General features: G+C 72.2%; 20 protein-coding genes. 19 read left to right on the forward strand and 1 reads right to left on the reverse strand.

Translation table 11 applies throughout. The features are described from left to right. From Q7W29_01215 to Q7W29_01240, 6 genes are all read left to right on the forward strand, one after another. A partial coding sequence (locus Q7W29_01215) for an HslU--HslV peptidase ATPase subunit (GenBank protein MDO9170436.1) occupies nucleotides 1–374 on the forward strand: 374 nt, incomplete at its 5' end. A gap of 45 nt (nucleotides 375–419) precedes the next feature. Beyond that, nucleotides 420–1,337, forward strand: coding sequence for an ornithine carbamoyltransferase (gene argF / locus Q7W29_01220; protein MDO9170437.1), 918 nt, complete (start codon nucleotides 420–422; stop codon nucleotides 1,335–1,337). Nucleotides 1,338–1,339: 2 nt separating this feature from the next. Then, nucleotides 1,340–2,620 (forward strand): Ig-like domain-containing protein, encoded by a 1,281-nt coding sequence (locus tag Q7W29_01225; GenBank protein MDO9170438.1) that lies wholly within the window; start codon nucleotides 1,340–1,342, stop codon nucleotides 2,618–2,620. Then, complete coding sequence (gene dapF, locus Q7W29_01230) at nucleotides 2,617–3,435, forward strand: diaminopimelate epimerase (GenBank protein MDO9170439.1); 819 nt, start codon at nucleotides 2,617–2,619, stop codon at nucleotides 3,433–3,435. The genes Q7W29_01225 and dapF overlap by 4 nt, the downstream gene beginning before the upstream one ends. After that, nucleotides 3,428–4,333: a 4-hydroxy-tetrahydrodipicolinate synthase gene (dapA, locus tag Q7W29_01235; GenBank protein MDO9170440.1), complete on the forward strand. Its 906-nt coding sequence runs from the start codon at nucleotides 3,428–3,430 to the stop codon at nucleotides 4,331–4,333. Before dapF ends, dapA begins: the two co-directional genes overlap by 8 nt. Further along, nucleotides 4,330–5,079: a dihydrodipicolinate reductase C-terminal domain-containing protein gene (locus tag Q7W29_01240; GenBank protein ID MDO9170441.1), complete on the forward strand. Its 750-nt coding sequence runs from the start codon at nucleotides 4,330–4,332 to the stop codon at nucleotides 5,077–5,079. The genes dapA and Q7W29_01240 overlap by 4 nt, the downstream gene beginning before the upstream one ends. Nucleotides 5,080–5,163: 84 nt before the next feature. Here the strand turns inward: Q7W29_01240 and rpsT are convergent, their stop codons facing one another. After that, complete coding sequence (gene rpsT, locus Q7W29_01245; protein MDO9170442.1) at nucleotides 5,164–5,415, reverse strand: 30S ribosomal protein S20; 252 nt, start codon at nucleotides 5,413–5,415, stop codon at nucleotides 5,164–5,166. A 51-nt stretch (nucleotides 5,416–5,466) separates the two neighbouring features. Between rpsT and uvrC the strand changes: the two genes are divergently transcribed. The 13 genes from uvrC to Q7W29_01310 all read left to right on the forward strand — a co-directional run bounded on the left by uvrC (nucleotide 5,467) and on the right by Q7W29_01310 (nucleotide 20,477). Next, nucleotides 5,467–7,326, forward strand: a complete 1,860-nt coding sequence (gene uvrC / locus Q7W29_01250) for an excinuclease ABC subunit UvrC (protein ID MDO9170443.1) — start codon at nucleotides 5,467–5,469, stop codon at nucleotides 7,324–7,326. Further along, nucleotides 7,323–8,234, forward strand: a complete 912-nt coding sequence (locus Q7W29_01255) for a site-specific tyrosine recombinase XerD (protein MDO9170444.1) — start codon at nucleotides 7,323–7,325, stop codon at nucleotides 8,232–8,234. Before uvrC ends, Q7W29_01255 begins: the two co-directional genes overlap by 4 nt. A gap of 110 nt (nucleotides 8,235–8,344) precedes the next feature. Further along, nucleotides 8,345–9,328: a tryptophan--tRNA ligase gene (trpS, locus tag Q7W29_01260; protein ID MDO9170445.1), complete on the forward strand. Its 984-nt coding sequence runs from the start codon at nucleotides 8,345–8,347 to the stop codon at nucleotides 9,326–9,328. Between the two features lie 8 nt (nucleotides 9,329–9,336). Beyond that, on the forward strand, nucleotides 9,337–10,260 hold the full coding sequence (locus Q7W29_01265; protein ID MDO9170446.1) for a segregation/condensation protein A: 924 nt from the start codon (nucleotides 9,337–9,339) through the stop codon (nucleotides 10,258–10,260). Continuing rightward, nucleotides 10,257–10,970, forward strand: coding sequence for an SMC-Scp complex subunit ScpB (gene scpB, locus Q7W29_01270; GenBank protein MDO9170447.1), 714 nt, complete (start codon nucleotides 10,257–10,259; stop codon nucleotides 10,968–10,970). Before Q7W29_01265 ends, scpB begins: the two co-directional genes overlap by 4 nt. Continuing rightward, entirely contained in the window at nucleotides 10,960–11,703 is a 744-nt protein-coding gene (locus Q7W29_01275) for a pseudouridine synthase (GenBank protein MDO9170448.1), read from the forward strand. Before scpB ends, Q7W29_01275 begins: the two co-directional genes overlap by 11 nt. 38 nt (nucleotides 11,704–11,741) lie before the next feature. Next, entirely contained in the window at nucleotides 11,742–12,839 is a 1,098-nt protein-coding gene (gene hisC / locus Q7W29_01280) for a histidinol-phosphate transaminase (GenBank protein ID MDO9170449.1), read from the forward strand. Between the two features lie 23 nt (nucleotides 12,840–12,862). Next, entirely contained in the window at nucleotides 12,863–13,696 is an 834-nt protein-coding gene (aroF, locus tag Q7W29_01285; GenBank protein MDO9170450.1) for a 3-deoxy-7-phosphoheptulonate synthase, read from the forward strand. Then, nucleotides 13,686–15,248, forward strand: a complete 1,563-nt coding sequence (cmk, locus tag Q7W29_01290; GenBank protein MDO9170451.1) for a (d)CMP kinase — start codon at nucleotides 13,686–13,688, stop codon at nucleotides 15,246–15,248. The genes aroF and cmk overlap by 11 nt, the downstream gene beginning before the upstream one ends. Nucleotides 15,249–15,358: 110 nt before the next feature. Then, a complete protein-coding gene (locus tag Q7W29_01295; protein MDO9170452.1) occupies nucleotides 15,359–17,293 on the forward strand; it encodes a 30S ribosomal protein S1 in 1,935 nt (644 codons plus the stop codon). Between the two features lie 122 nt (nucleotides 17,294–17,415). Beyond that, nucleotides 17,416–18,819 (forward strand): tRNA (N(6)-L-threonylcarbamoyladenosine(37)-C(2))-methylthiotransferase MtaB, encoded by a 1,404-nt coding sequence (mtaB, locus tag Q7W29_01300; GenBank protein ID MDO9170453.1) that lies wholly within the window; start codon nucleotides 17,416–17,418, stop codon nucleotides 18,817–18,819. Continuing rightward, a complete protein-coding gene (gene miaB / locus Q7W29_01305) occupies nucleotides 18,816–20,150 on the forward strand; it encodes a tRNA (N6-isopentenyl adenosine(37)-C2)-methylthiotransferase MiaB (protein ID MDO9170454.1) in 1,335 nt (444 codons plus the stop codon). The genes mtaB and miaB overlap by 4 nt, the downstream gene beginning before the upstream one ends. A gap of 12 nt (nucleotides 20,151–20,162) precedes the next feature. Next, the gene (locus tag Q7W29_01310) at nucleotides 20,163–20,477 is read left to right on the forward strand and encodes a LapA family protein (GenBank protein ID MDO9170455.1); all 315 of its coding nucleotides are present in this window, start codon (nucleotides 20,163–20,165) and stop codon (nucleotides 20,475–20,477) included. Nucleotide 20,478 lies beyond the last annotated feature (1 nt).

Below are 20,478 nucleotides of genomic sequence, written 5' to 3' on the forward strand. Positions count from 1 at the left end.
CCGAGCTGCAGGGGCGCTTCCCCATCCGCGTCGAACTTGACCATCTGGCCGAAGAGCATTATCTGCGGATCCTGAGGGAACCCGACAGTTCCCTGCTGAAGCAGTACCAGGCGCTCCTGGCGGCCGACGGCGTGACGGTGAGCTTCACCGACGAGGCCGTCGAGCGCCTGGCCGGCATCGCCATGGAACTGAACCGGCGCCTGGAGAACATCGGCGCGCGGCGGCTGCAGACCATCATGGCGCAGCTGCTCGACGACCTGCTCTTCGACGCCCCGGAGAACGCCGGCGGCCCGGTGACGATCGACGGCGACTACGTGGAGCGGCGTCTGGCCGGGCTGGTGCGCGACGAGGACCTGAGCCGCTACATCCTGTAACACGACAAGCGAGCGCGCCGGCGCGGCCGGCCGCGAGGAGGCACGATGAGTCTCGGACAGAAGGACTTCCTCTCGATCCCCCAGCACACCCCGGCGGACCTGCGGCGGATCCTGGACCTGGCGAAGCAGCAGAAGCCCCTGGCCCGCCGCCACGAGCTGCCGCACTCGCACCCCAACCGCACCCTGGCCTGCGTCTTCGCCAAGCCCAGCCTGCGCACGCGCGTCAGCTTCGAGACGGCCATGATGCAGCTCGGCGGCAACTCCCTGTTCATCACGGACAAGGAGATCGGGATGGGCGTGCGGGAGTCCGTGCACGACGTCGCCAAGGTGATGAGCCGCTTCGTCGACGCGATCATGATCCGCTGGTTCGACCACGGCGAGGTCGTGGAGCTGGCGCGCCACGCCGACGTCCCGGTCATCAACGGCCTGACCGACCTGCTGCACCCCTGCCAGGTGATGGGGGACATCCTGACCGTCGAGGAGCACCTCGGGACCATCGAGAACAAGACCGTGGTCATGGTGGGCGACGGCAACAACCTCGCCAACAGCTGGATCAACGCCGCCCGGCGCTTCCCCTTCAACTTCGTGCTGGCCTGCCCGCCGGGCTACGAGCCGGACCAGGGGATCATGGACGCCGCCGAGCAGGACGGCGCCTCCTTCTGCATCACGCACGACCCGCAGGAGGCCGTGGAGGGCGCCCACGTCATCTACAGCGACGCCTTCTACAGCATGGGCCAGGAGGCGGAGGCCGTGAAGCGCCGCGCCGACTTCGCGCCCTACCAGATCACCGCCGGCCTGCTGGCCGCCGCCGATCCGAAGCACATCGTGATGCACTGCCTGCCCGCCCACCGCGGGGAGGAGATCACCGACGAGGTGATGGACGGGCCGCATTCGGTGGTCTTCGACGAGGCCGAGAACCGCCAGCACGCGCAGCGGGCCATCATCGCCCTGCTGATGGCCTGACGGTGGCGCGCCGGCCGCACGACGCCGCCAGGAGGGCGGGGATCCTGGTCCCCGCCCTGCTGGCTTGCCTGGCCGCGGCCTGCGCCCAGATCGAGCCGCCGCGCGGCGGCCCCGAGGACCGCACGCCGCCGGTCCTGCTGGCCGTCAGCCCCGATTCCGGCGCCGTGGGCCTGCGGGGCGTCGACCGCCTGGAATTCACGTTCTCGGAGAAGGTCGAGCCCCGGCCGGCCCAGCGTTTCCTGAAGCTGTACCCGCCGCTGGAGATCGCCAAGACGAAGTGGCACGGCCGCCGTCGCGCCGAGGTGCTGCTGCGCGACACGCTGCCGGCGGACGCGGTCGTGGTGGTGGAGATCCCCCGCGGCCTGCCCGACGCCCACCGCGTCGCCTCCGACCGCACGCGCCGCTACCCGATCGCCACCGCCGACAGCCTGCCGGCCGGCCGGGTCGAGCTGACCGCCGTCTACCACGACGGTGCGGCCCGCAACGCGGTGCTCGAACTGTACCCGGCCGAACCGGAGTCCCTGCCCTGGAACCGACGGGAACTGGCCCACCGCGCCGAGGCGGACACCAGCGGTCGCCTCGCGGCGGAATGGCTCGCGGTGCCCGGCGGCCCCTGGGTGGCCCGGCTCTTCCTGGACGAGAACCACGACCTGCGCGCGGGGGATGACGAGGCCCAGCGCCTGCTGCCGGGCACCTGCGCCACGACCCGGGAGGCGCCGCGCGCGTCCCTCGGCACGGTCCGCCTCTTCGCGACGCGCGATCCCGGCAGCGTGCGGGGCTTCTACCCGGCCTTGGCCGAGTCGGCGCGCGCGCTGTTCGGCTGGGTCGCGAAGATCGCCGAGCAGGACACCGGCTTCGCGCCCGTGCACGCCGGCGCCTCTGCACCGCCGCGACTGCGAGTCGCGGCGGGCGACACCGCCGTCTGGGACCAGGCCGGTCCCGGCGCGGTCCGGGTCATCCTGTTCGCGGATCTCGACGGCGACAGCCTGCTGAGCGCGCTGCCGGACTCCGCCGCGCTCGCCGACACCGCGCTCAACGATAGTGTGACCTGGACCTGGGAGCCGTTCGCCGTCGCCGACTCCCTGACCGTGGAGCCGGGGATGCCCCTGCCGGTCGCGTTGCCGCCGGTGCCGGCGCTGGGGATCCCGTGCCTCGACGCTCCGCCGCCCCGCCCGACGGCGACCGCGGCGCTGGACTCGCTGGCCGCAGCGCCCGCGGACTCGACCTCGGCCGCGCCCGCCCCGGACGATGCCGACGACCCCGAAGCTCGGGAGGAGCCGTGACGCACCGACTGCCCTTCGTGAAGATGCACGGCGCCGGCAACGACTTCATCATGATCGACGCCGCCGACCTCGTCCCCGGCGAGCCGCTCGAACGCGACCGCATTGCTGCGCTCTGCGACCGCCGCCGCGGCGTGGGCGCCGACGGCCTGATCGTGGTCGGCCCGGCGACCGGCGCCGATTTCGGCATGGCCTACTACAACAGCGACGGCGGCGAGGCGTCGATGTGCGGCAACGGGGCCCGCTGCGCCTTCGCCTTCGCCCGCGACCGCGGCCTCATCGGCCGCGAAGGGACCTGCGCCACGGCGAGCGGCCCGCTGCGCGGCCGCTGCGAGGACGACGGGCTGGTGAGCGTGGACCTGACGCCGCCGCGCGGCCTGGAACTCGGGATCGCGGCCGCCGGCGACCACCCCTTCGGCGAACTGCACCGCGCCGACACGGGCGTGCCGCACCTGGTGGTGCCGGTGGACGACGTCGACGCGGTGGACGTGCCGCGCTGGGGCGCCGCGCTGCGCCGCGACGCCGCCTTCGCGCCCGCCGGGACGAACGTCAACTTCGTCGCCCCCGCCGGCGACGCCTGGCGCCTGCGCACCTACGAGCGGGGCGTCGAAGCCGAGACCCTGGCCTGCGGCACCGGCGCCTCGGCCACCGCGCTGGTGCTGTGGAAGCTGGGGCGCGCCGCCTCGCCGGTCGTCCTGTTGACAAGGGGCGGCGATCGGCTGACCATCGCGGTGACGCCGGACGGGGCGTCGGCGAAGCTGCGCCTGAACGGTCCCGCCGTCACGGCGTACCGCGGGGAGGTCGATGGGGATGTCTGAGAAGCGATTCCTGCCGCGGGGCGTCTACACCGCCCTGGTGACGCCCTTCCGCGACGGCGAGTTGGACAAGCCGGCCTGGGAGCGCCTGGTGGCGCGGCAGGTCGAGGCCGGGGTGGCTGGCCTGGTGCCGGTCGGCTGCACGGGAGAGGCGGCGGCCCTCGATCGCGCCGAACGCGAGTGGCTCGTGCGCGCCTGCGTGTCGGCGGCGCGAGGCCGCTGCGCCGTGGTCGCCGGCGCCGGCTCCAACGTCACACGGACCACGATCGCCCAGACCCGCGACGCGGCCGCCTGGGGCGCCGACGCGGCCATGCTCATCTCGCCCTACTACAACAAGCCGCAGCAGCACGGGCTGATCGCCCACTACGGCGCCGTGGCGCGCGAGGTGGACCTGCCCCTGGTCCTCTACAACGTGCCCGGCCGCACGGCGGTCAACATCCTGCCCGCGACCGTCCGCGCGCTCGCGGCGGAGCCCAACATCGTGGCGGTGAAGGAGGCCAGCGGCAACCTGGAGCAGATCGCCGAGGTCTGCGGCATCGCCGACCTGCAGGTCTTCTCCGGCGACGACGGCCTGAACCTGGACGTGTACGCCCTCGGCGGCGCGGGCACCGTGTCGGTCGTCAGCAACCTGCTGCCGCGCTCGCTGGTGCGCACCTGGGACGCCTGGAACTCCGGCGAGGCGCCGCGCGCCCGCTCACTCGCCGAGGCCGTGCGCCCGATCATCGAAGCCTGCTTCCGGGAGACCAACCCCGTGCCGGTCAAGGAACTGCTGTCCCTGATGGGGCTCTGCACCCACGACCTGCGGCTACCGCTGGTCCCGGCGCTGCCGGAGAACCAGGCCTGGCTGCGGCAGGTCCACGCGGGGCCGCTCGGCGCGCTCCTGGACGGGGAGGGGACATGATCGACGTCAGCGTCCACGGAGCCGAGGGGCGCATGGGCCGCCTGGTCACCGAGCTGATCGAGAGCACCGAAGGGTTCGCCCTGGCCGCCCTGGTGACCGAGGTCGGGCACGAGCGGCCGGTCGGCGCCTTCCACCCGCGCCTGCCGCTGACCCCCCAGGACCGGCTCGCCGAGGTCCACCCCCGCGGCGGCGTGATCGTCGACTTCTCGCTGGCGCCGGCGCTCGGCGGCCTGCTCGACGGCGCGGCGGCGACCGCGGCCCCCCTGGTGATCGGGACGACGGGCCACGACGAGGACCAGCTGCGGCGCCTGCGCGCCTACGCGCAGACCCACGCGGTGGTGCTCTCCAGCAACTTCAGCGTCGGGATCCCGACCCTGCGACTGCTGCTGGAGAAGCTGGCCGAGGTGCTGCCGGAAGGCTTCATGCCGGCGCAGGTCGAGACGCACCACCGCCACAAGCAGGACCTGCCCAGCGGCACGGCGCGCGCGCTGGCCCGCACCTGGGAGGACCGTCGCGGCGCCGGCACCGTGCCCACCAGCAGCCTGCGCATCGGCGGCGTGACCGGCGAGCACACCTGGGTCTTCAGCGACGACGAGGAGACCCTCGTCCTGACGCACCGGGCCCACTCGCGCCGGGCGTTCCTGCGCGGCCTCGTGCCCGCGGTGCGCTACGCCGCGCAGGCGGGGCCGGGGCTGGTCACGATGGAGGACGTGCTGGGCGCCCCGAGGCGAGGCCCGATTGCCTGAACGAGGTTTGGCGGCATGAAGAAGTCGGGACCCCTTGGAGGGGGTCCCGTCTGGAAGCGGAGCGGCAAGGCGCCGGGCGGATCCCTACTTTGCGTAGAGGGCGGCCATGCGGGCCTTGAGGCGGGAAGCGCGCTGCTTCGGGATGACGCCCTTGCGGGCCTGGACATCCAGCATGCTGTAGATGGCGCTGAGGGCTTCGGGCGTCTTCTCGGCCACCGGGGCCGCGGCGCGGAAGTTCTTCAGCTCGGTGCGCATCTCGCTGCGGTTCTGGCGGTTCACCAGCCGCTGGCGGGCGCTCGTCTTCATGCGCTTCTTACAACTCTTGTGATGCGGCAACGTCGGACCTCCTTCGGGACAACCGACAGAAATTAGCAGGGACCCTCGCCGATGTCAAGTCGCGACCCGGAAAACGACGACCGCGCTGTCCTGCGGGACCGCCTGGCGGGACTGCCGGATTCCCCGGGCGTCTACCTCCACAAGGACGCCCAGGGCAAGGTGCTGTACGTCGGCAAGGCGGTGCGCCTCTCGGCCCGGGTGCGGTCCTATTTCCAGGACACCGACAAGGACCCCAAGACCGCCCAGCTGGTGCGCCGGATCGCCGATGTCGACTACATCGTCACTCGCGGCGAGACCGAGGCCCTGGTCCTCGAGGACCAGCTCATCAAGGAGTACCGCCCCCGCTACAACATCCGCCTGAAGGACGACAAGCGGTACCCCTACCTGCGCATCACCCTGCAGGAGCCCTTCCCCCGGGTCGAGGTGGTGCGCCGCCTCGCGGACGACGGCTCGCGCTTCTTCGGCCCCTACACCAGCGTGCGGGCCATGCGCGAGACGATCCAGCACGCCCTGCGGATCTTCCAGGTGCGCACCTGCGAGCTGGACCTGCCGCGTCAGACCGTGCCGCGCCCCTGCCTGGACTGGCAGATCGGCCGCTGCAGCGCGCCCTGCGTCGGCTACGACGATGCGGCCGCCTACCGGCGCAAGGTCGCGGCCCTGGTCCGGTTCCTGGAAGGGGAGGACGCCTCCCTGGTCGCGGAGCTGAAGGCCGAGATGGCCGACCACGCCGCCGCTCGCCGCTACGAGGAGGCCGCCCGCGTCCGCGACCGGCTGCGGGTGCTGGAGACCACGCTGGGGGCGCTCAGCCCCATCCACGGCCTGAGCGGCGACCTCGACGCCTGCGCCGTGGCCCGCGACGGCGCGCGGGCCTGCGGCATCGTGCTGCGGATCCGCCGGGGCCGGGTGATGACCAGCCACGAGTTCCACCTCGAGGACCGGCTCGAGAGCGGGACGCCCGCATTCCTGGAGCAGCTGCTGCGCGAGTACTACCCCCGCGCCGGCGACCTGCCCCCGCTGGTGCTGCTCGACCACGACCTCGCCGACCGCGAGGCCTGGACCGCGCGCCTGACCGACCTGCGCGGCCGGCCGGTGAAGCTGGCCCGACCGGTGCGCGGCCCCAAGCACGAGGCCGTGGCCATGGCCGCGGCCAACGCCCTGCACAAGCTGGAAGCGCGCCGGTTGAAGGACCTGGCCGCGCCCCGCCGCGCCGCGCCGGAACGGAGCGCGGCGCTGCAGGCGGCCCTCGACCTGCGCGCCCTGCCCGAGACGATCGAGTGCTTCGACATCTCCAATTTCCAGGGGCGCGAGACCGTCGCCTCCCTCGTCTACTTCCGCGACGGCCACCCGCTGAAATCCCGCTACCGTCGCTTCCGCATCCGGACCGTCGACGGCATCGACGATTTCGCGTCGATGCGCGAGGTCCTGCGCCGCTACTACGCGCGACTGCTCGAGAAGGGACTGCCGCCGGCCGACCTGGTCCTGATCGACGGCGGCGCCGGCCAGGTGAGCGCCGCCCGCGCCGCGCTCACGGAGCTGGGATTGCACGCCGTGGAGCTGATCGGCCTGGCCAAGCGCGAGGAGCTCATCGTGCGCGAGCGCGGCCTGCCGCCCCTGAAGCTGCCCCGCACCAGCGGGGCGCTGCAGCTGCTGCAGCAGGTCCGCGACGAGGCGCACCGCTTCGCCATCACCTACCACCGCCTGCTGCGCGAGCAGCGCACCACCGGTTCGGTGCTGGACGCCGTGCCGGGCATCGGCCAGGTGAAGAAACTGTCCCTGCTGCACCACTTCGCGTCGGTGGACGACATCCGGCGCGCGTCGGCGCAGCAGCTCTCCGAGGTGCGCGGGCTCGGCGCCGCGGACGTCGAGCGCCTGCTCTCCTTCTTCGCCGCCGAGCGCCGGGAGGGCGCGTGAGCCGCGCCTGGGACGACGCCCTCGCCGCCTTCCTGGCCCACGCCTCGGCGGAGAAGGGGCTGGCCGCCGGCACGCTGGAGGCGTACGCCCGCGACCTGCAGTCCTGGCGTGCCTGGGCCTGCGAACACGAGCTGCCGGACCCGGCGCAGGCCGGCACCTCCGCCCTGCGGTCGTTCCTGCTGGACACCGCCGATCGTCTCGGCCCGCGCTCGCGGGCCCGCCTGGTCTCGACCCTGCGCTCGTTCCACCGCTTCCTGGCCGCGGAGGGGCTCGCCGCCGGCGACCCCACCCTGCTGATCCTGGCGCCGAAGATCGGGCGCAAGCTCCCGGTCGTCCTGTCCGGGCCCCAGGTCGGGGCGCTGCTGGAAGCGCCGCCCGCGAACGAGCCCGCCGGCCTGCGCGACCGGGCCGTGCTGGAGATCCTCTACGGCTGCGGCCTGCGCGCCAGCGAGCTGTGCGGGCTCGACGTGACCGACCTCGACCGCCGCGACGCCTCGCTGCGCGTGCGGGGCAAGGGCAGCAAGGAACGCCTGGTGCCGGTCGGCCGCCCCGCGCTCGACGCCGTCGCCGCCTGGCTGACGCGGGGGCGTCCGGAGATGCCCGGCCGCAAGCCCTCGGCGGCCCTGTTCGTCAACGCGCGCGGCGGACGCCTCTCGCGCGTCGCGGTCTGGGGTCTGGTCAAGCGCTGGGGGACGGCCAGCGGCGCGCCCGAGTCGCTCACGCCCCACGTGCTGCGCCACACCTACGCCACGCACCTGCTGGAGGGCGGCGCCGACCTGCGCGTGGTGCAGGAGCTGCTCGGCCACGCCGCCATCACCACCACCGAGATCTACACCCACGTCGACCGGGCCTTCGTGGCCGAGGCCTACCGCAGCGCCCACCCGCGGGCGCGGCGGCGTCGGCTTTGACAGGCACCGCCGCCGATGGTACTGTAGCCCCTCGCTCGCCCGCACGCGGGCCGACCGATCCGGCGGCAGCCGGGTCGCGAATCCGGACCACGCTCCCGAGGAACCCATCCGTGACCAAGAAGATCATCCTCAGCGGCAACCGTCCCACCGGGCGCCTGCACTGGGGCAACTACACCGGCGCGCTGGAGAACTGGATCCGCCTGCAGGACGAATACGACTGCTACTTCATGGTGGCCGACTGGCACGTCCTGACCACGGCCCTGGACAAGTCGCACGAGATCCGCGACAACTCCCGCGAGATGATCCTGGACTGGCTCGGCGCCGGGCTCGACCCGGACCGCTCGGTGCTGTTCGTGCAGTCCTCCATCAAGGAGCACGCCGAACTGTACCTGGTGGCCTGCATGCTGATCTCCCTGGGCCGGCTGGAGCGCAACCCGACGTTCAAGGAGCAGGTGCGCGACCTCGACCTCGCCGGCGAGATCAGCTTCGGCCACCTGGGCTACCCCGTCCTGCAGGCGGCCGACATCCTGGCCTACCGCGCGCACGCCGTGCCCGTGGGGGAGGACCAGCTGCCGCACCTCGAGCTGTGCCGCGAGATCGCGCGGCGCTTCAACCACCACTTCGGCGAACTCTTCCCGGAGCCCGAGGGCCTGGTCACGAAGTTCGGGCGCTTCCCGGGCACCGACGGGCGCCGCATGAGCAAGTCGCTGGGCAACGCGGTGGAGATCGCCGCCCCGCCCGAGGAGATCCGCGCGAAGCTCAAGACCGCGTTCACCGACCCGCAGCGCCTGCGCCGCAGCGACCCCGGCAACCCCGACGTCTGCGCCGTCTACACGTGGTACCAGAAGTTCCTGCCCGGCGAGGCGGACCAGACCGCCGCCGAGTGCCGCAGCGCCGAGCGCGGCTGCGTCGACTGCAAGAAGCGCCTGGCCGACGGCGCGATCGCCTACTTCGAACCCCTGCGCGAGCGGCGCGCCGGGTACGAGAGCCACCCGAACCGCGTCGCCGAGATCGTGGACGCCGGCTGCGCCCGCGCGCGAGCCGCCGCCTCCGAGACCCTGGCGCGCGTCCGCGACGCCATGGGCGTCGGGTAGGAGGCCCCGTGCAGGATCCCGCCGCCACGCCCGAAACCGTGTTGCCGCCCGCCGGCGCCCCCATCTCCTGGGAGCTGCCGCCGGAGCTGGAGTACTTCCACACGAGCGAGGCCTACCGCGTCGACCTGCCCGACTTCAACGGTCCCCTGGATCTGCTGCTCTACCTGATCCAGAAGGACGAGATCGACGTCTACGACATCCCCATCGCGCGGATCACCGAGCAGTTCCTGGCCTACCTCGAGATCATCCAGGCCCTCTCGCTCGACACCGCCGGGGACTTCCTGGTGATGGCGGCGACCCTGCTGCGCATCAAGGCCCGCCTGCTGCTGCCCACGCCGCCGCAGGACGAGGAGATCGACGAGGAGGACCCCCGCGCCGAGCTCGTGCGCCGCCTGCTCGAGTACAAGCGCTACAAGGAGATGGCGGCCAGCCTGCAGGCGCTCGAGCGCGACCGCAGCCAGCTGCACCTGCGCCAGCAGCGCTACCCCTTCCTGCGCGAGAACGCCGAGCCGCCTCAGCTGCGCCTCGGCATGTTCGAGCTGCTCAGCGCCCTGAGCGAGGTCTTCGACCGCGTCAGCAAGGAGCTGGTCCACAACGTCGTGCGCGAGGTCTTCACGGTCGCGGACAAGGTCCGGCTGATCCGCAGGCGGCTGGCCGAGGAACGCACCGTCCGCTTCGACGACCTGTTCCGCGACGACGCCATCAAGATGGAGGTCGTGGTGACCTTCATCGCCATCCTGGAGCTCGCCAAGCGCAACCTCGTGCGCATCGTGCAGACCGAGGTCAACGGCGCCATCTGGGTCCAGCCGACGCCCGGCGCGGATTTCTCCGAGGACGGGGAGACCTGGGACGAGCGGGCCACGATCGACGACGGCGACGGGCAAGAGAAGGCGGCGGGCCAGATACCCGGCGCCGCGGAGGCCAGCGCATGAAGCAGGATCTCGAAGCGCTCCTGTTCGCCACCGACACCCCCCTGGGCGCGGCCCGGCTCAAGCCCCTGTTCCCCGGGGCCGAGGCGAAGGATTTCCGCGAGGCGGTCGACGCCCTCAACGCCGAGTACGAGCAGCAGGGGAGGGCGTTCACGGTCGTGGAATTCGGCGGCGGCTGGCAGCTGGCCTCGCGCCCGGAGTACGCCGGGCTGATCCAGCAGCTCTACCGCGGCCGGCGCTTCGTGCGCCTGTCGCAGGCGGCGCTGGAGGTGTTGGCGGTCATCGCCTACCGCCAGCCGGTCACGCGCATGGAGATCGAGGAGATCCGCGGCGTCCAGGTCAGCGGCGTGCTGGCGACCCTGGGCGAGCGCAACCTGATCACCGTGGCCGGCCGCAGCGACAGCGTCGGCAACCCCATCCTCTACGGCACGACCCGCGAGTTCCTCAACCACATGGGCATCAAGGGCCTGCACCAGCTGCCACCCCTGCCCGAGCTCGCCGGCATCATCGGCGACCGCGAGGAGATCAAGCGCTTCGCGCAGCAGCTCGGCGAGGAGATCACCGACGAGGACTTCGAGACCGTCGCCATCCGCGGCGACGAGATCCTCGTGGTGGTGCCGGACGCCGGCGACGCTGCGACGGACGTCGCCGACGGCGGGCCGACGGCCGACGAACCCTGCGAACCGGACATTGCCGAGGCCCATGACGCCTGACAACGACGCCCAGCGCCTGAACCGCTTCCTGGCCCGCGCGGGGTTCGGCTCGCGCCGTTCCGTCGAGACGCTGATCGCCGACGGCCGCGTGCGCATCGACGGCGAGGTCGCCGCCAGCCCGGGCTGCCGCGTCGCGCCGGGATCCCGCGTCACGGTCGACGGGAAGGACGCGGCCTGGCCCACCGCCTGGCGCGTGCTGGCCCACCACAAGACACTCGGCGTCGTCACCAGCCTGCGCCAGCAGGGCCGGGCGCCCTGCCTCGCGGGGGTCGCCGCCGCCGCCGGATTCGGCCCCGGGCTGGTCCCCGTCGGCCGCCTTGACGCCGACACCACCGGCTTGCTCATTTGGACCGACGACGGCGACCTGGCGCAGGCCCTGCTGCGCCCCCGCCGCCAGGTCTGGAAGCGCTACGAAGTGCGGCTCGCCGCGGCCCTGCCGCCGTCGGCGCGGCCCCGCCTGACCGACGGCGGGATCATGCTCGACGGGCACCCCTGCCTGCCGGCCCGCCTGCACCCGCCGGGCCGCGACCCGCGCCGCTGGATCCTCGAGATCCAGGAGGGGCGCAACCGCCAGGTCCGCCGGATGTTCGGCGCCGTGGGGGCGACGGTCCTGGGGCTGCACCGCACGGCGATCGGGCCGGTCACGCTCGGGGACCTGGCGCCGGGGAAGTTTCGCGAACTGACGACCGGGGAGATCGCGGCCCTGCGCGCCGCCGCCGACGGCGGGCCCTGAGCGGGCCGGACACGACACGCACGGACGAGGAGGAATTCATGGACTACACGCGCCTGTTCCGTCCCGGGATCCTCGCCACCCGACCCTACTCGCCCGGCAAACCCATCAGCGAGGTCCAGCGCGAACTCGGCCTGGACAGCGTCATCAAGCTCGCCAGCAACGAGAACCCCGAGGGGCCGCTGCCGTCGGTCGTCGCCGCGGTCCGCGCGGCCGCCGCGGAGCTGAACCGCTACCCCGACGCGGCCTGCCACGACCTCGGCCTGGCCCTGGGCGCGGACCTGGGCCGGGACCCGTCCTGGCTGCTCTTCGGCAACGGCTGCAACGAGATCATCGACATGTTCATCCGGGCCCTGGTGTCCCCCGGGGAGAACGTGGTCTTCGGCCACCCGAGCTTCATCGTCTACCCGCTGACCTGCGCGGTGCACTTCGAGTGCGGCCGGCCGGTCCCCCTGCGCGACGACCGCCACGACCTGCCGGCGATGGCGCGCGCCGTCGACGGCAAGACCAAGCTGGTCATCGTCTGCAACCCGAACAACCCGACCGGGACCTACAACACGGCGGACGAGTTCCGGGCCTTCCTGCGGGACGTCCCGTCCGATGTCATCGTCATGGTGGACGAGGCCTACGTCGAGTTCGTCACGGCGCCCGACTACCCCTGCACGCTGGAGCTGCTCGACGCCCATCCGAACCTGGTGATCAACCGGACCTTCTCGAAAATCCACTCGCTCGCCGGCTTGCGGGTGGGCTATGCTGTGGCGCACCCCGGCCTGATCGCCGAGCTGCACAAGACCCGGGAACCGTTCAACGTCAACGCGTTGGCCCAGGTCGCGGCGATCGCGGCGCTGCGGGAGAAGGCGGAGACCGCGGCCCGGGCCGCGCGCAACCGCGCCCAGCTGGAGCAGCTCGCCGCCGGGCTCGCGGCCCTCGGCCTCGAGGTGACGCCGTCGCAGGCCAACTTCCTGCTGGTGCGGGTGCCGGGGAACGCGACGATCGTGACCCAGGAGCTGTTGAACCGCGGCGTGATCGTGCGCCCGATGAACGCCTTCGGCCTGGGCGAGGGCGCGATCCGCATCAGCGTGGGCCTGCCCGCGGAGAACCGGCGCTGCCTCGAAGCGCTCAAGGAGATCCTGGCGTGAGTTCCGATCCGCAGCTGAAGCCGTTGCGGCCCGCCGACGCGGACCGCTACCCGCGCAGCGGCCGCGCGCCGGGCCAGGACACGACGCTGGTCCGGGTGGGCGCGGCCGTCTTCGGCGGGCAGCGCCTGGTGGTGGCCGCGGGGCCCTGCGCCGTGGAACCGAGCGGGTCGCTGCTGGCCACCGCCGCGGCGGTGCGCGACGCCGGCGCGACCATCCTGCGGGCGGGCGCCTACAAGCCCCGCACGTCCCCCTACGACTTCCAGGGCCTGGGCCGCGAGGGGCTGGCCCTGCTGGACGAGGCCCGGGCCGCGACCGGCCTGCCGGTCGTCACCGAGGTGCTCGACCCGCGCGACGTCGAAGCCGTGGCCGCCGTGGCGGACATGCTGCAGATCGGCAGCCGCAGCGTGCAGAACGTGCCGCTGCTGCGCGAGGTCGGCCGCAGCGGCAAGCCCGTCCTGCTGAAGCGCGGCATGATGACCACGGTGCACGAGTGGCTCAGCGCCGCCGAGTACGTGCTGTCGGCCGGCGGCCGCGACCTCGTGCTGTGCGAGCGGGGGATCCGCACCTTCGAGGACGCCACGCGCAACACCCTCGACCTGAACACCGTCGTGCTGCTGAAGCAGCGCACGCACCTGCCGGTGATCGTCGACCCCAGCCACGCCTGCGGCGACGCGAACCTGGTCACGGCCCTCTGCCGCGCCGCCGTCGCGGCGGGCGCCGACGGCCTGCTGATCGAAGTGCACGTCGACCCCCTGCTGGCCCTGAGCGACGGCGACCAGTCGCTGGACCCCGCCGCCTTCCGCGCCGCCATGACCGCCTGCCGGGCCGTGGCCGCGGCCGTGGGCCGTGAGATCTGACCCGGGGCGCGGCCCCGGCGCTCCCACTCACGACGCCCCCACTCATGACGCCAACGTCCACGACGCTCACGTCGACCACCTGGACGGCTCCGATCCCTGCGGCCCGCAATCCTACGGCCCCGTGCCGCCCGACACCGTCGTCGCCATCGACGGCCCCGCCGGCTCCGGCAAGTCCACGACCGCCCGCGCCCTGGCCGACCGGCTCGGCCTGCTCTACGTGGATTCCGGCGCCATGTACCGCGCCCTGACCTGGGCCGCCGCCGCCGCCGGCGTCGACCCGGACGACGAGGCGTCCCTGCTGCGCCTGCTCGACGGCGCCGACCTGACCCTGCGCACGAACCGCGGGGAGACCGCCGTCTTCTGGGACGGGCGCGACATCTCCGCCGCGGTGCGCACCCCCGAGATCGAGGCCCGGGTCTCGGCCGTCTCGGCCCACGCCTCGGTGCGGGAGCGGATGGTCGCGCGCCAGCGCGCCATGGGCCGACGCCAGGGCGTGGTCATGGAGGGGCGCGACATCGGGACGGTGGTGTTCCCGCTGGCTTCGGCCAAGATCTACCTGGACGCCACCCTGGAGGCCCGCGCCGAGCGGCGGCTGCGACAGCACCGCCGACGCGGCCTGACGGTGGATCGGGGGGAGGTCCTGCGCGAGGTGGAGGCCCGCGACCGTCGCGACAGCGAGCGCGCCGCGAGCCCCCTGCGCATCCCGCCGGACGCGGTGGTCATCGACAACAGCGCGCTGTCGCTCGAGGACCAGCTCGAGGCCACCGAGGCCGCGGTGAGGCGCCTGCTGGCGTACCGGCGGCCGGCCGACGCCGGACGGGAGGGCGAGCTGTCCCTGCGCTACCGGATCGCCTTCGCCGTCTTCAGTTCCGTGGGCCGTTTCACCGGCCTGCGGGTCATCGGCCGCGAGCACGCGAACCTGCACGGCTGCATCCTCGCGCCCAACCACGTCAGCAACTGGGACCCGCCCGTCCTGGGCGCCGCCCTGTCCGGCAAGAACCACATCCGCTCGATCGCGAAGGAGGAACTGTTCCGGCTGCCGCCGTCGGCCCTGCTGTACCGGTTCCTCTACTCGATCCCCATCAAGCGCAACATCTACGACACGGCGGCCTTCGACCGCGCGGCGCAGGTCCTGGCCGAAGGCCAGAATCTCCTGTTCTTCCCGGAGGGGATGCGCCGCGTCTACGGCGAGCCCGGCCCGGTCCGCAACGGGCTGGGGCTGCTGATGCAGCGCACCGGGGCGCCGACCGTCCCGATCTTCCTGCGGGGCACGCTGTCCCCCCAACCCGGGGGAGGCCCGCGGGCGCCCCTGGAGGTCTCCCTGGCCCCGCCAGTCCGGCTGCACGCCCTGCCCGTCCTGGGACGGCGCCTGGAGCCGCGGGCGCTCAGCCGCGAGATCGGCCGGCTCTTCGAGGCGATCTACCGCGAGATGCAGGAGCGGTCCGCCGAGCGCCACCCCTTCACCGATTGGGAGAGGGAGGCCACCGAACGCGTCCGCGCCGCCATCCTGCGCAAGGAGGCCCGGACCTTCCACAACCGGCGCCCCTTGTAGTCGCCCTGCCGGCCCGTCGCCGCCCTTGCCAAAACCGCCCCCGGCGTGTATATTCCGCGACATGCCCGGCTGATTGCCGGGTAAATCCGTCTTTTAGGAGGAACCACACAATGAGTCCCAACCCCAACTCGGGGGGTTCGTTTGCACGCCATTCGAACTCTTCCGGATCCGACCGTCCCCTGCCGTCCCGCAAGTGGCGCGAGGAGCAGGACGACGACTACCCGGCCGCCCGGGTCCCGGCCACGCCGAAGCTGACCACCGAATTCGACGCCTCGAGCATCGTCAACCGCGACTATGACGACGACGGCGACGCGGCCAACTTCGACATGCTGGCGCTGCTCAACCAGTACGAGCAGACGCTGAACGAGATCCAGGAGGGGCAGATCCTCCAGGGCACCGTGGTCGAGGTGCGCGAGAACGAGGTCCTGCTCAACATCGGCTTCAAGAGCGAGGGCGTCATTCCGATCGAGGAATTCGGCACCACGCAGATCAAGGTCGGCGACACCTTCGACGTGTTCCTGGAGCACCTCGAGGACCAGGACGGCCTGGTCGTGCTGTCGAAGGAGCGGGCGGACTTCCTGAAGGTCTGGGACAAGATCAAGCAGGCGCACGAGAACGGCGAAGTCGTCAAGGGCGTCGTGGACCGTCGCATCAAGGGCGGCCTCGTGGTGAAGCTGTGGGACGTCGACACGTTCCTGCCCGGCTCCCAGGTGGCCCTGCGGCAGGTGCCGGATCTGGATCAGCTGATCGGCAAGGAGATCGACTGCCAGATCATCAAGAAGAACAAGCGGCGCCGCAACGTCGTGGTCAGCCGCCGCATCGTGCTCGAGCGCGAGCGCGAGGAGAAGAAGAAGAACCTGATGTCCGAGCTCGACAAGGACCAGGTCCGCAAGGGCATCGTGAAGAACATCACGGATTTCGGCGCCTTCGTGGACCTCGGCGGGATCGACGGGCTCCTGCACATCACCGACCTGTCCTGGGGCCGCGTCAAGCACCCCAGCGAGGTCGTCAATATCGGTGACGAGATCCAGGTCAAGATCCTGGACTTCGACCGCGACCGCGAGCGCATCTCCCTGGGTCTCAAGCAGCTGCAGAACTACCCGTGGGAGAACGTCGAGGCCAAGTACCCCGAGAAGGCCATCGTCCAGGGCAAGGTCGTCTCGATCACCAACTACGGCGCCTTCGTGGAGCTGGAAGAGGGCATCGAGGGCCTGATCCACATCAGCGAGATGTCCTGGACCCGGCACATCAAGCACCCGAGCAAGATCCTGTCCATCGGCGACGACGTCGAGGTCATGGTCCTGAAGATCGACAAGGGCAACGAGAAGATCTCCCTCGGCCTGAAGCAGACCGAGCAGGACCCCTGGCTGTCGCTCAACGAGCGCTACCCGGTGGGCACGATCATCGAGGGCCGCGTGCGCAACCTCACCGACTTCGGCGCCTTCGTCGAGGTCGAGGAGGGCATCGACGGTCTGGTCCACATCTCCGACATGTCGTGGACCAAGCGGGTCCGCCACCCGAAGGAGATCGTGCGCAAGGGCGACCTGGTCCAGGTGCAGATCCTGGACATCGACGCCGAGAAGCGCCGGATCAGCCTGGGCATCAAGCAGCTCCAGGACAACCCCTGGCCGACGCTCGCCGAGGACTACCCGGTGGGCCGCCAGGTCGAGGGCAAGGTCATCCGCATGCTGGACCACGGCATGGTGGTGGAGATCGGCAACGACATCGAAGGGTTCGTGCCGGTGGGCCATCTGGCCATCCCGAAGCTGGACAAGCCGCAGTTCTTCTTCCACGAGGAGGAGGCGCTGCCGATGCACGTCATCAAGATGGACGCCGAGAACCGGCGCATCGTCCTGTCGGTGGCCGAGTTCTACAAGGACCAGCCGCGCGACACCCTCGAGGCCTACATCGCGGCCCACCCGCGTCGTGACGACGTGGTGGAGACCGAGATCGACCCCGAGGGCGCCGACGAGTACGCCGACGCCGCCGTGGACATCCCGGCGTCGCCGATCGGCGACCTCGACGGGGTGGACGGGGACGCCTAGCCGCCCCCGCAACGGACCGGTCGGGGCAAGCGATGGGGGTGGCGCCTAGCCACCCCCTTCTCCCATCCGGCCGCCTGCCGGATCCGACGCAAGGATCGACGCAGACAAGGAGCGACGCAGTCATGGACGGCCAGGACGGACCGCACCGCCGCGTGCGCGTGGCGTTCCACACGCTCGGCTGCCGGCTCAACCGCTACGACACCGAGACCATGATGGCCGGCCTCGGCGACGGCGCGGCCCGCGGCCTCGCGTGCGAGATCGTCGCCTGGGACGAACCCGCCGACGTCTACGTCCTGAACAGCTGCACCGTCACCGCGCGCGCCGACCAGAAGGCCCGCCAGACCCTCCGCGAGGCGCGACGGCGCAACCCCGCGGCCAAGGTCGTCGTCACCGGTTGCTACGCCCAGGCCCAGCCGGCGGTCCTGTCCGCGCTCGCGGGCGTCGACGGCGTGTTCGGCACCGGCGAGCGCGACGCCATCGCGGACTGGCTGCCCCGGCTGCTGGCCGCCGAAGGCCCGCTGCTCGAGGTCGGCGCCCCGGAAGGGTCCGTGGGACCGCCACGAGCGGCGCGCGCGAGACCGCTCGCCGACGAACGCACCCGCGCCCAGGTCAAGATCCAGGACGGTTGCGACCTGCGCTGCGCCTACTGCTTGGTCTGGCGCGCGCGGGGCCGTTCCCGTTCCCGCGCCCCGGACGCGATCGCGCGGGAGATCGCCGCCCTGCGGGACCGCGGCGCCCCCGAGGTCGTGCTCTCGGGCGTCCACCTTGGCGCCTACGGCCGCGACCTCGCGCCCCGGACCTGCCTGACCGACCTGCTGGCGTCGCTCCTGGAGCGGTTCCCCGACCTGAAGGTGCGCCTGGGCAGCCTGCATCCCGACGAGCTGGGGGCGCCGCTGTTGGACCTCTATGCCGGCCGCCCCAACCTGCAACCCTACCTGCACCTGTCCCTGCAGAGCGGCGCCGACGCCGTGCTGCGGCGGATGCGCCGCCCCTACGCCGCCGCCGTCGTCGTCGGCGTGATCGGGGCCGCGGTGGCCGCGCGTCCCGGAATCGGCATCGGCGCCGACGTGATCGCCGGTTTTCCGGGCGAGACCGACGCGGAGTTCCAGGCGACGCTCGACCTGGTCGCCGCGGCGCCCCTGGCCTACCTGCACGTCTTCCCGTTCTCGTCCCGGCCGGGGACGCCCGCCGCCGCGATGACGCCGTTGCCGGCGGCGGTGGTGCGCGAGCGGGCCGCCCGCCTGACGGAGGTCGGCCGCGATCTGCAGCAGCGCTTCGAGGACGATCTGGTCGGCACCTGGCAGGAGGCGATCGTGGAGTCTCCCAGGCGCACGGACGGTTGGCTGCCGGCCACGACCGGCAATTTCACCACGGTCCTGGTGCCGGGCGATCGGGAGCCCGGCGACCGCGTCCTGGTGCGCCCGGAGGGTCGGCGCGGGGGCCTGCTCTACGCCACGGCGGTCCGGAGCGAACAAGCGTACAGGGGAGAAGCGGCGGACGTGGTCGCGGGAGGGGGAGACCGATGACCGACGAGCGGGCCGGCGTCCGGGTCCACATCGAGACCTACGGCTGCCAGATGAACGCCTACGACACCTCGGCCATCCACGGCATCCTGGCCGCCCGCGGCTACGGCCGCGCCGATTCGCCCCTCGAGGCCGACATCGTCCTGCTCAACACCTGTTCGGTGCGCGACCTGGCCGAGCACAAGATCCTCAGCCGCATCGGCGAGCTGCGCAGCCTGCGGCGGCGCGGCCTGGCCGGCGCGGACATCATCGGCGTCTGCGGCTGCATGGCCGAGCGCCTCCGGGGCGACCTCGTCGCCGGCGGCCGCGGCCCCGACCTCGTGGCCGGCGTCGACCAGTACGACAAGCTGCCCGACCTGCTGGACGCGGTCCTGCGCGGGGAATCGGCCCCGGCGCCGGTGGCGGTCGGGCACCGCGACGACGTCCACTACGTCGCGCCCCCGGAGGCCTACCCGACCAACAACTCCCACCTGGTGACGATCCACAAGGGCTGCGACTACCGCTGCACCTACTGCATCGTGCCGGAGACCCGCGGCCCCCAGCGCGAGAAGGCCCCCCTGCTCATCGAGGCGGAGATCCGCCGGATCGTCGAGCGGGGCGGCCGCGAGGTCACCCTGCTGGGCCAGAACGTCACGGCCTACCGCAGCGGGGACCTGGACTTCGCCGGGCTGCTGCGCCGCCTCGAGACGATCGACGGCCTGGAGCGGATCCGCTTCCTGACCGGCCACCCCTGCGACATGACCGACGACCTGATCCGCACCATCGCCGAGCTGGGCAAGACCTGCCCCTGGCTCCACGTGCCGGCCCAGAGCGGCAGCGACGCCGTCCTGCGCCGGATGAAGCGCCTGTACACCCGGGAGCGGTACCTGGCCATGATCGCCGCCGCCCGGCGCTGGATCCCCGACGTGACCTTCAGCGGCGACATCATCGTGGGCTTCCCCGGAGAAACCGACGCGGACTTCCGACGGACGCTTGAGTTGGTGGAGGAGGTCCGCTACGATCTGCTCTTCAGCTTCAAGTACTCCGAGCGGCCGGGCACGCCCGCAGCCAAGCTTCCCGACGACGTGCCGCCCGAAGTCAAGAAAGAGCGTCTGGCCGAACTGATGGCGGTCCAGGACGCGATCTGGGATGATCTGGCCGCGGCCCAGACGGGCGCCGTCTGGGAGGTCGCGGTGGAGGCGGAGGCGCGCCGTCCCGCCGGCAGCTGGCGGGCGCGGACCCCGAACAACCGCAAGGTGCTGCTGCACGGCGGCGACCACCGGCCCGGCGACCTGGTCCGGGTCCGGGTGACCGGCTGCGAGGCGTCGACGTTCGAGGCGGAACCCATCAACTGACGAGGTGTGGCCGTGTGGATCTTCAAGGGGATCATCATCCTGCTGGCCGTGATCACGCTGGCCGTGTTCTTCGCGCAGAACAGCTCCCAGAGCGTGGACCTGCGCCTGCTGCACTGGCAGTGGCTGCAGATCCCTCTGTACATGGTGCTGGTCGGCTCCTTCCTGGCGGGGATCCTGGTCAGCCTGGTCGTCGGCGGCGTGCGCGAGCTGGGCCTGCGCGCCCGCATGCACCGCCTCGGCCGCGAGCTGAAGAACCGCGACCGGGAGATCGCCGAGCTGCGCACGATGCCCCTGCAGGACATGGATCTGTTCAAGGAGGAGGACTGAC

The organism is bacterium (assembly GCA_030654305.1).
In the GTDB taxonomy this organism is placed as follows: Bacteria; Krumholzibacteriota; Krumholzibacteriia; order LZORAL124-64-63; family LZORAL124-64-63; genus PNOJ01.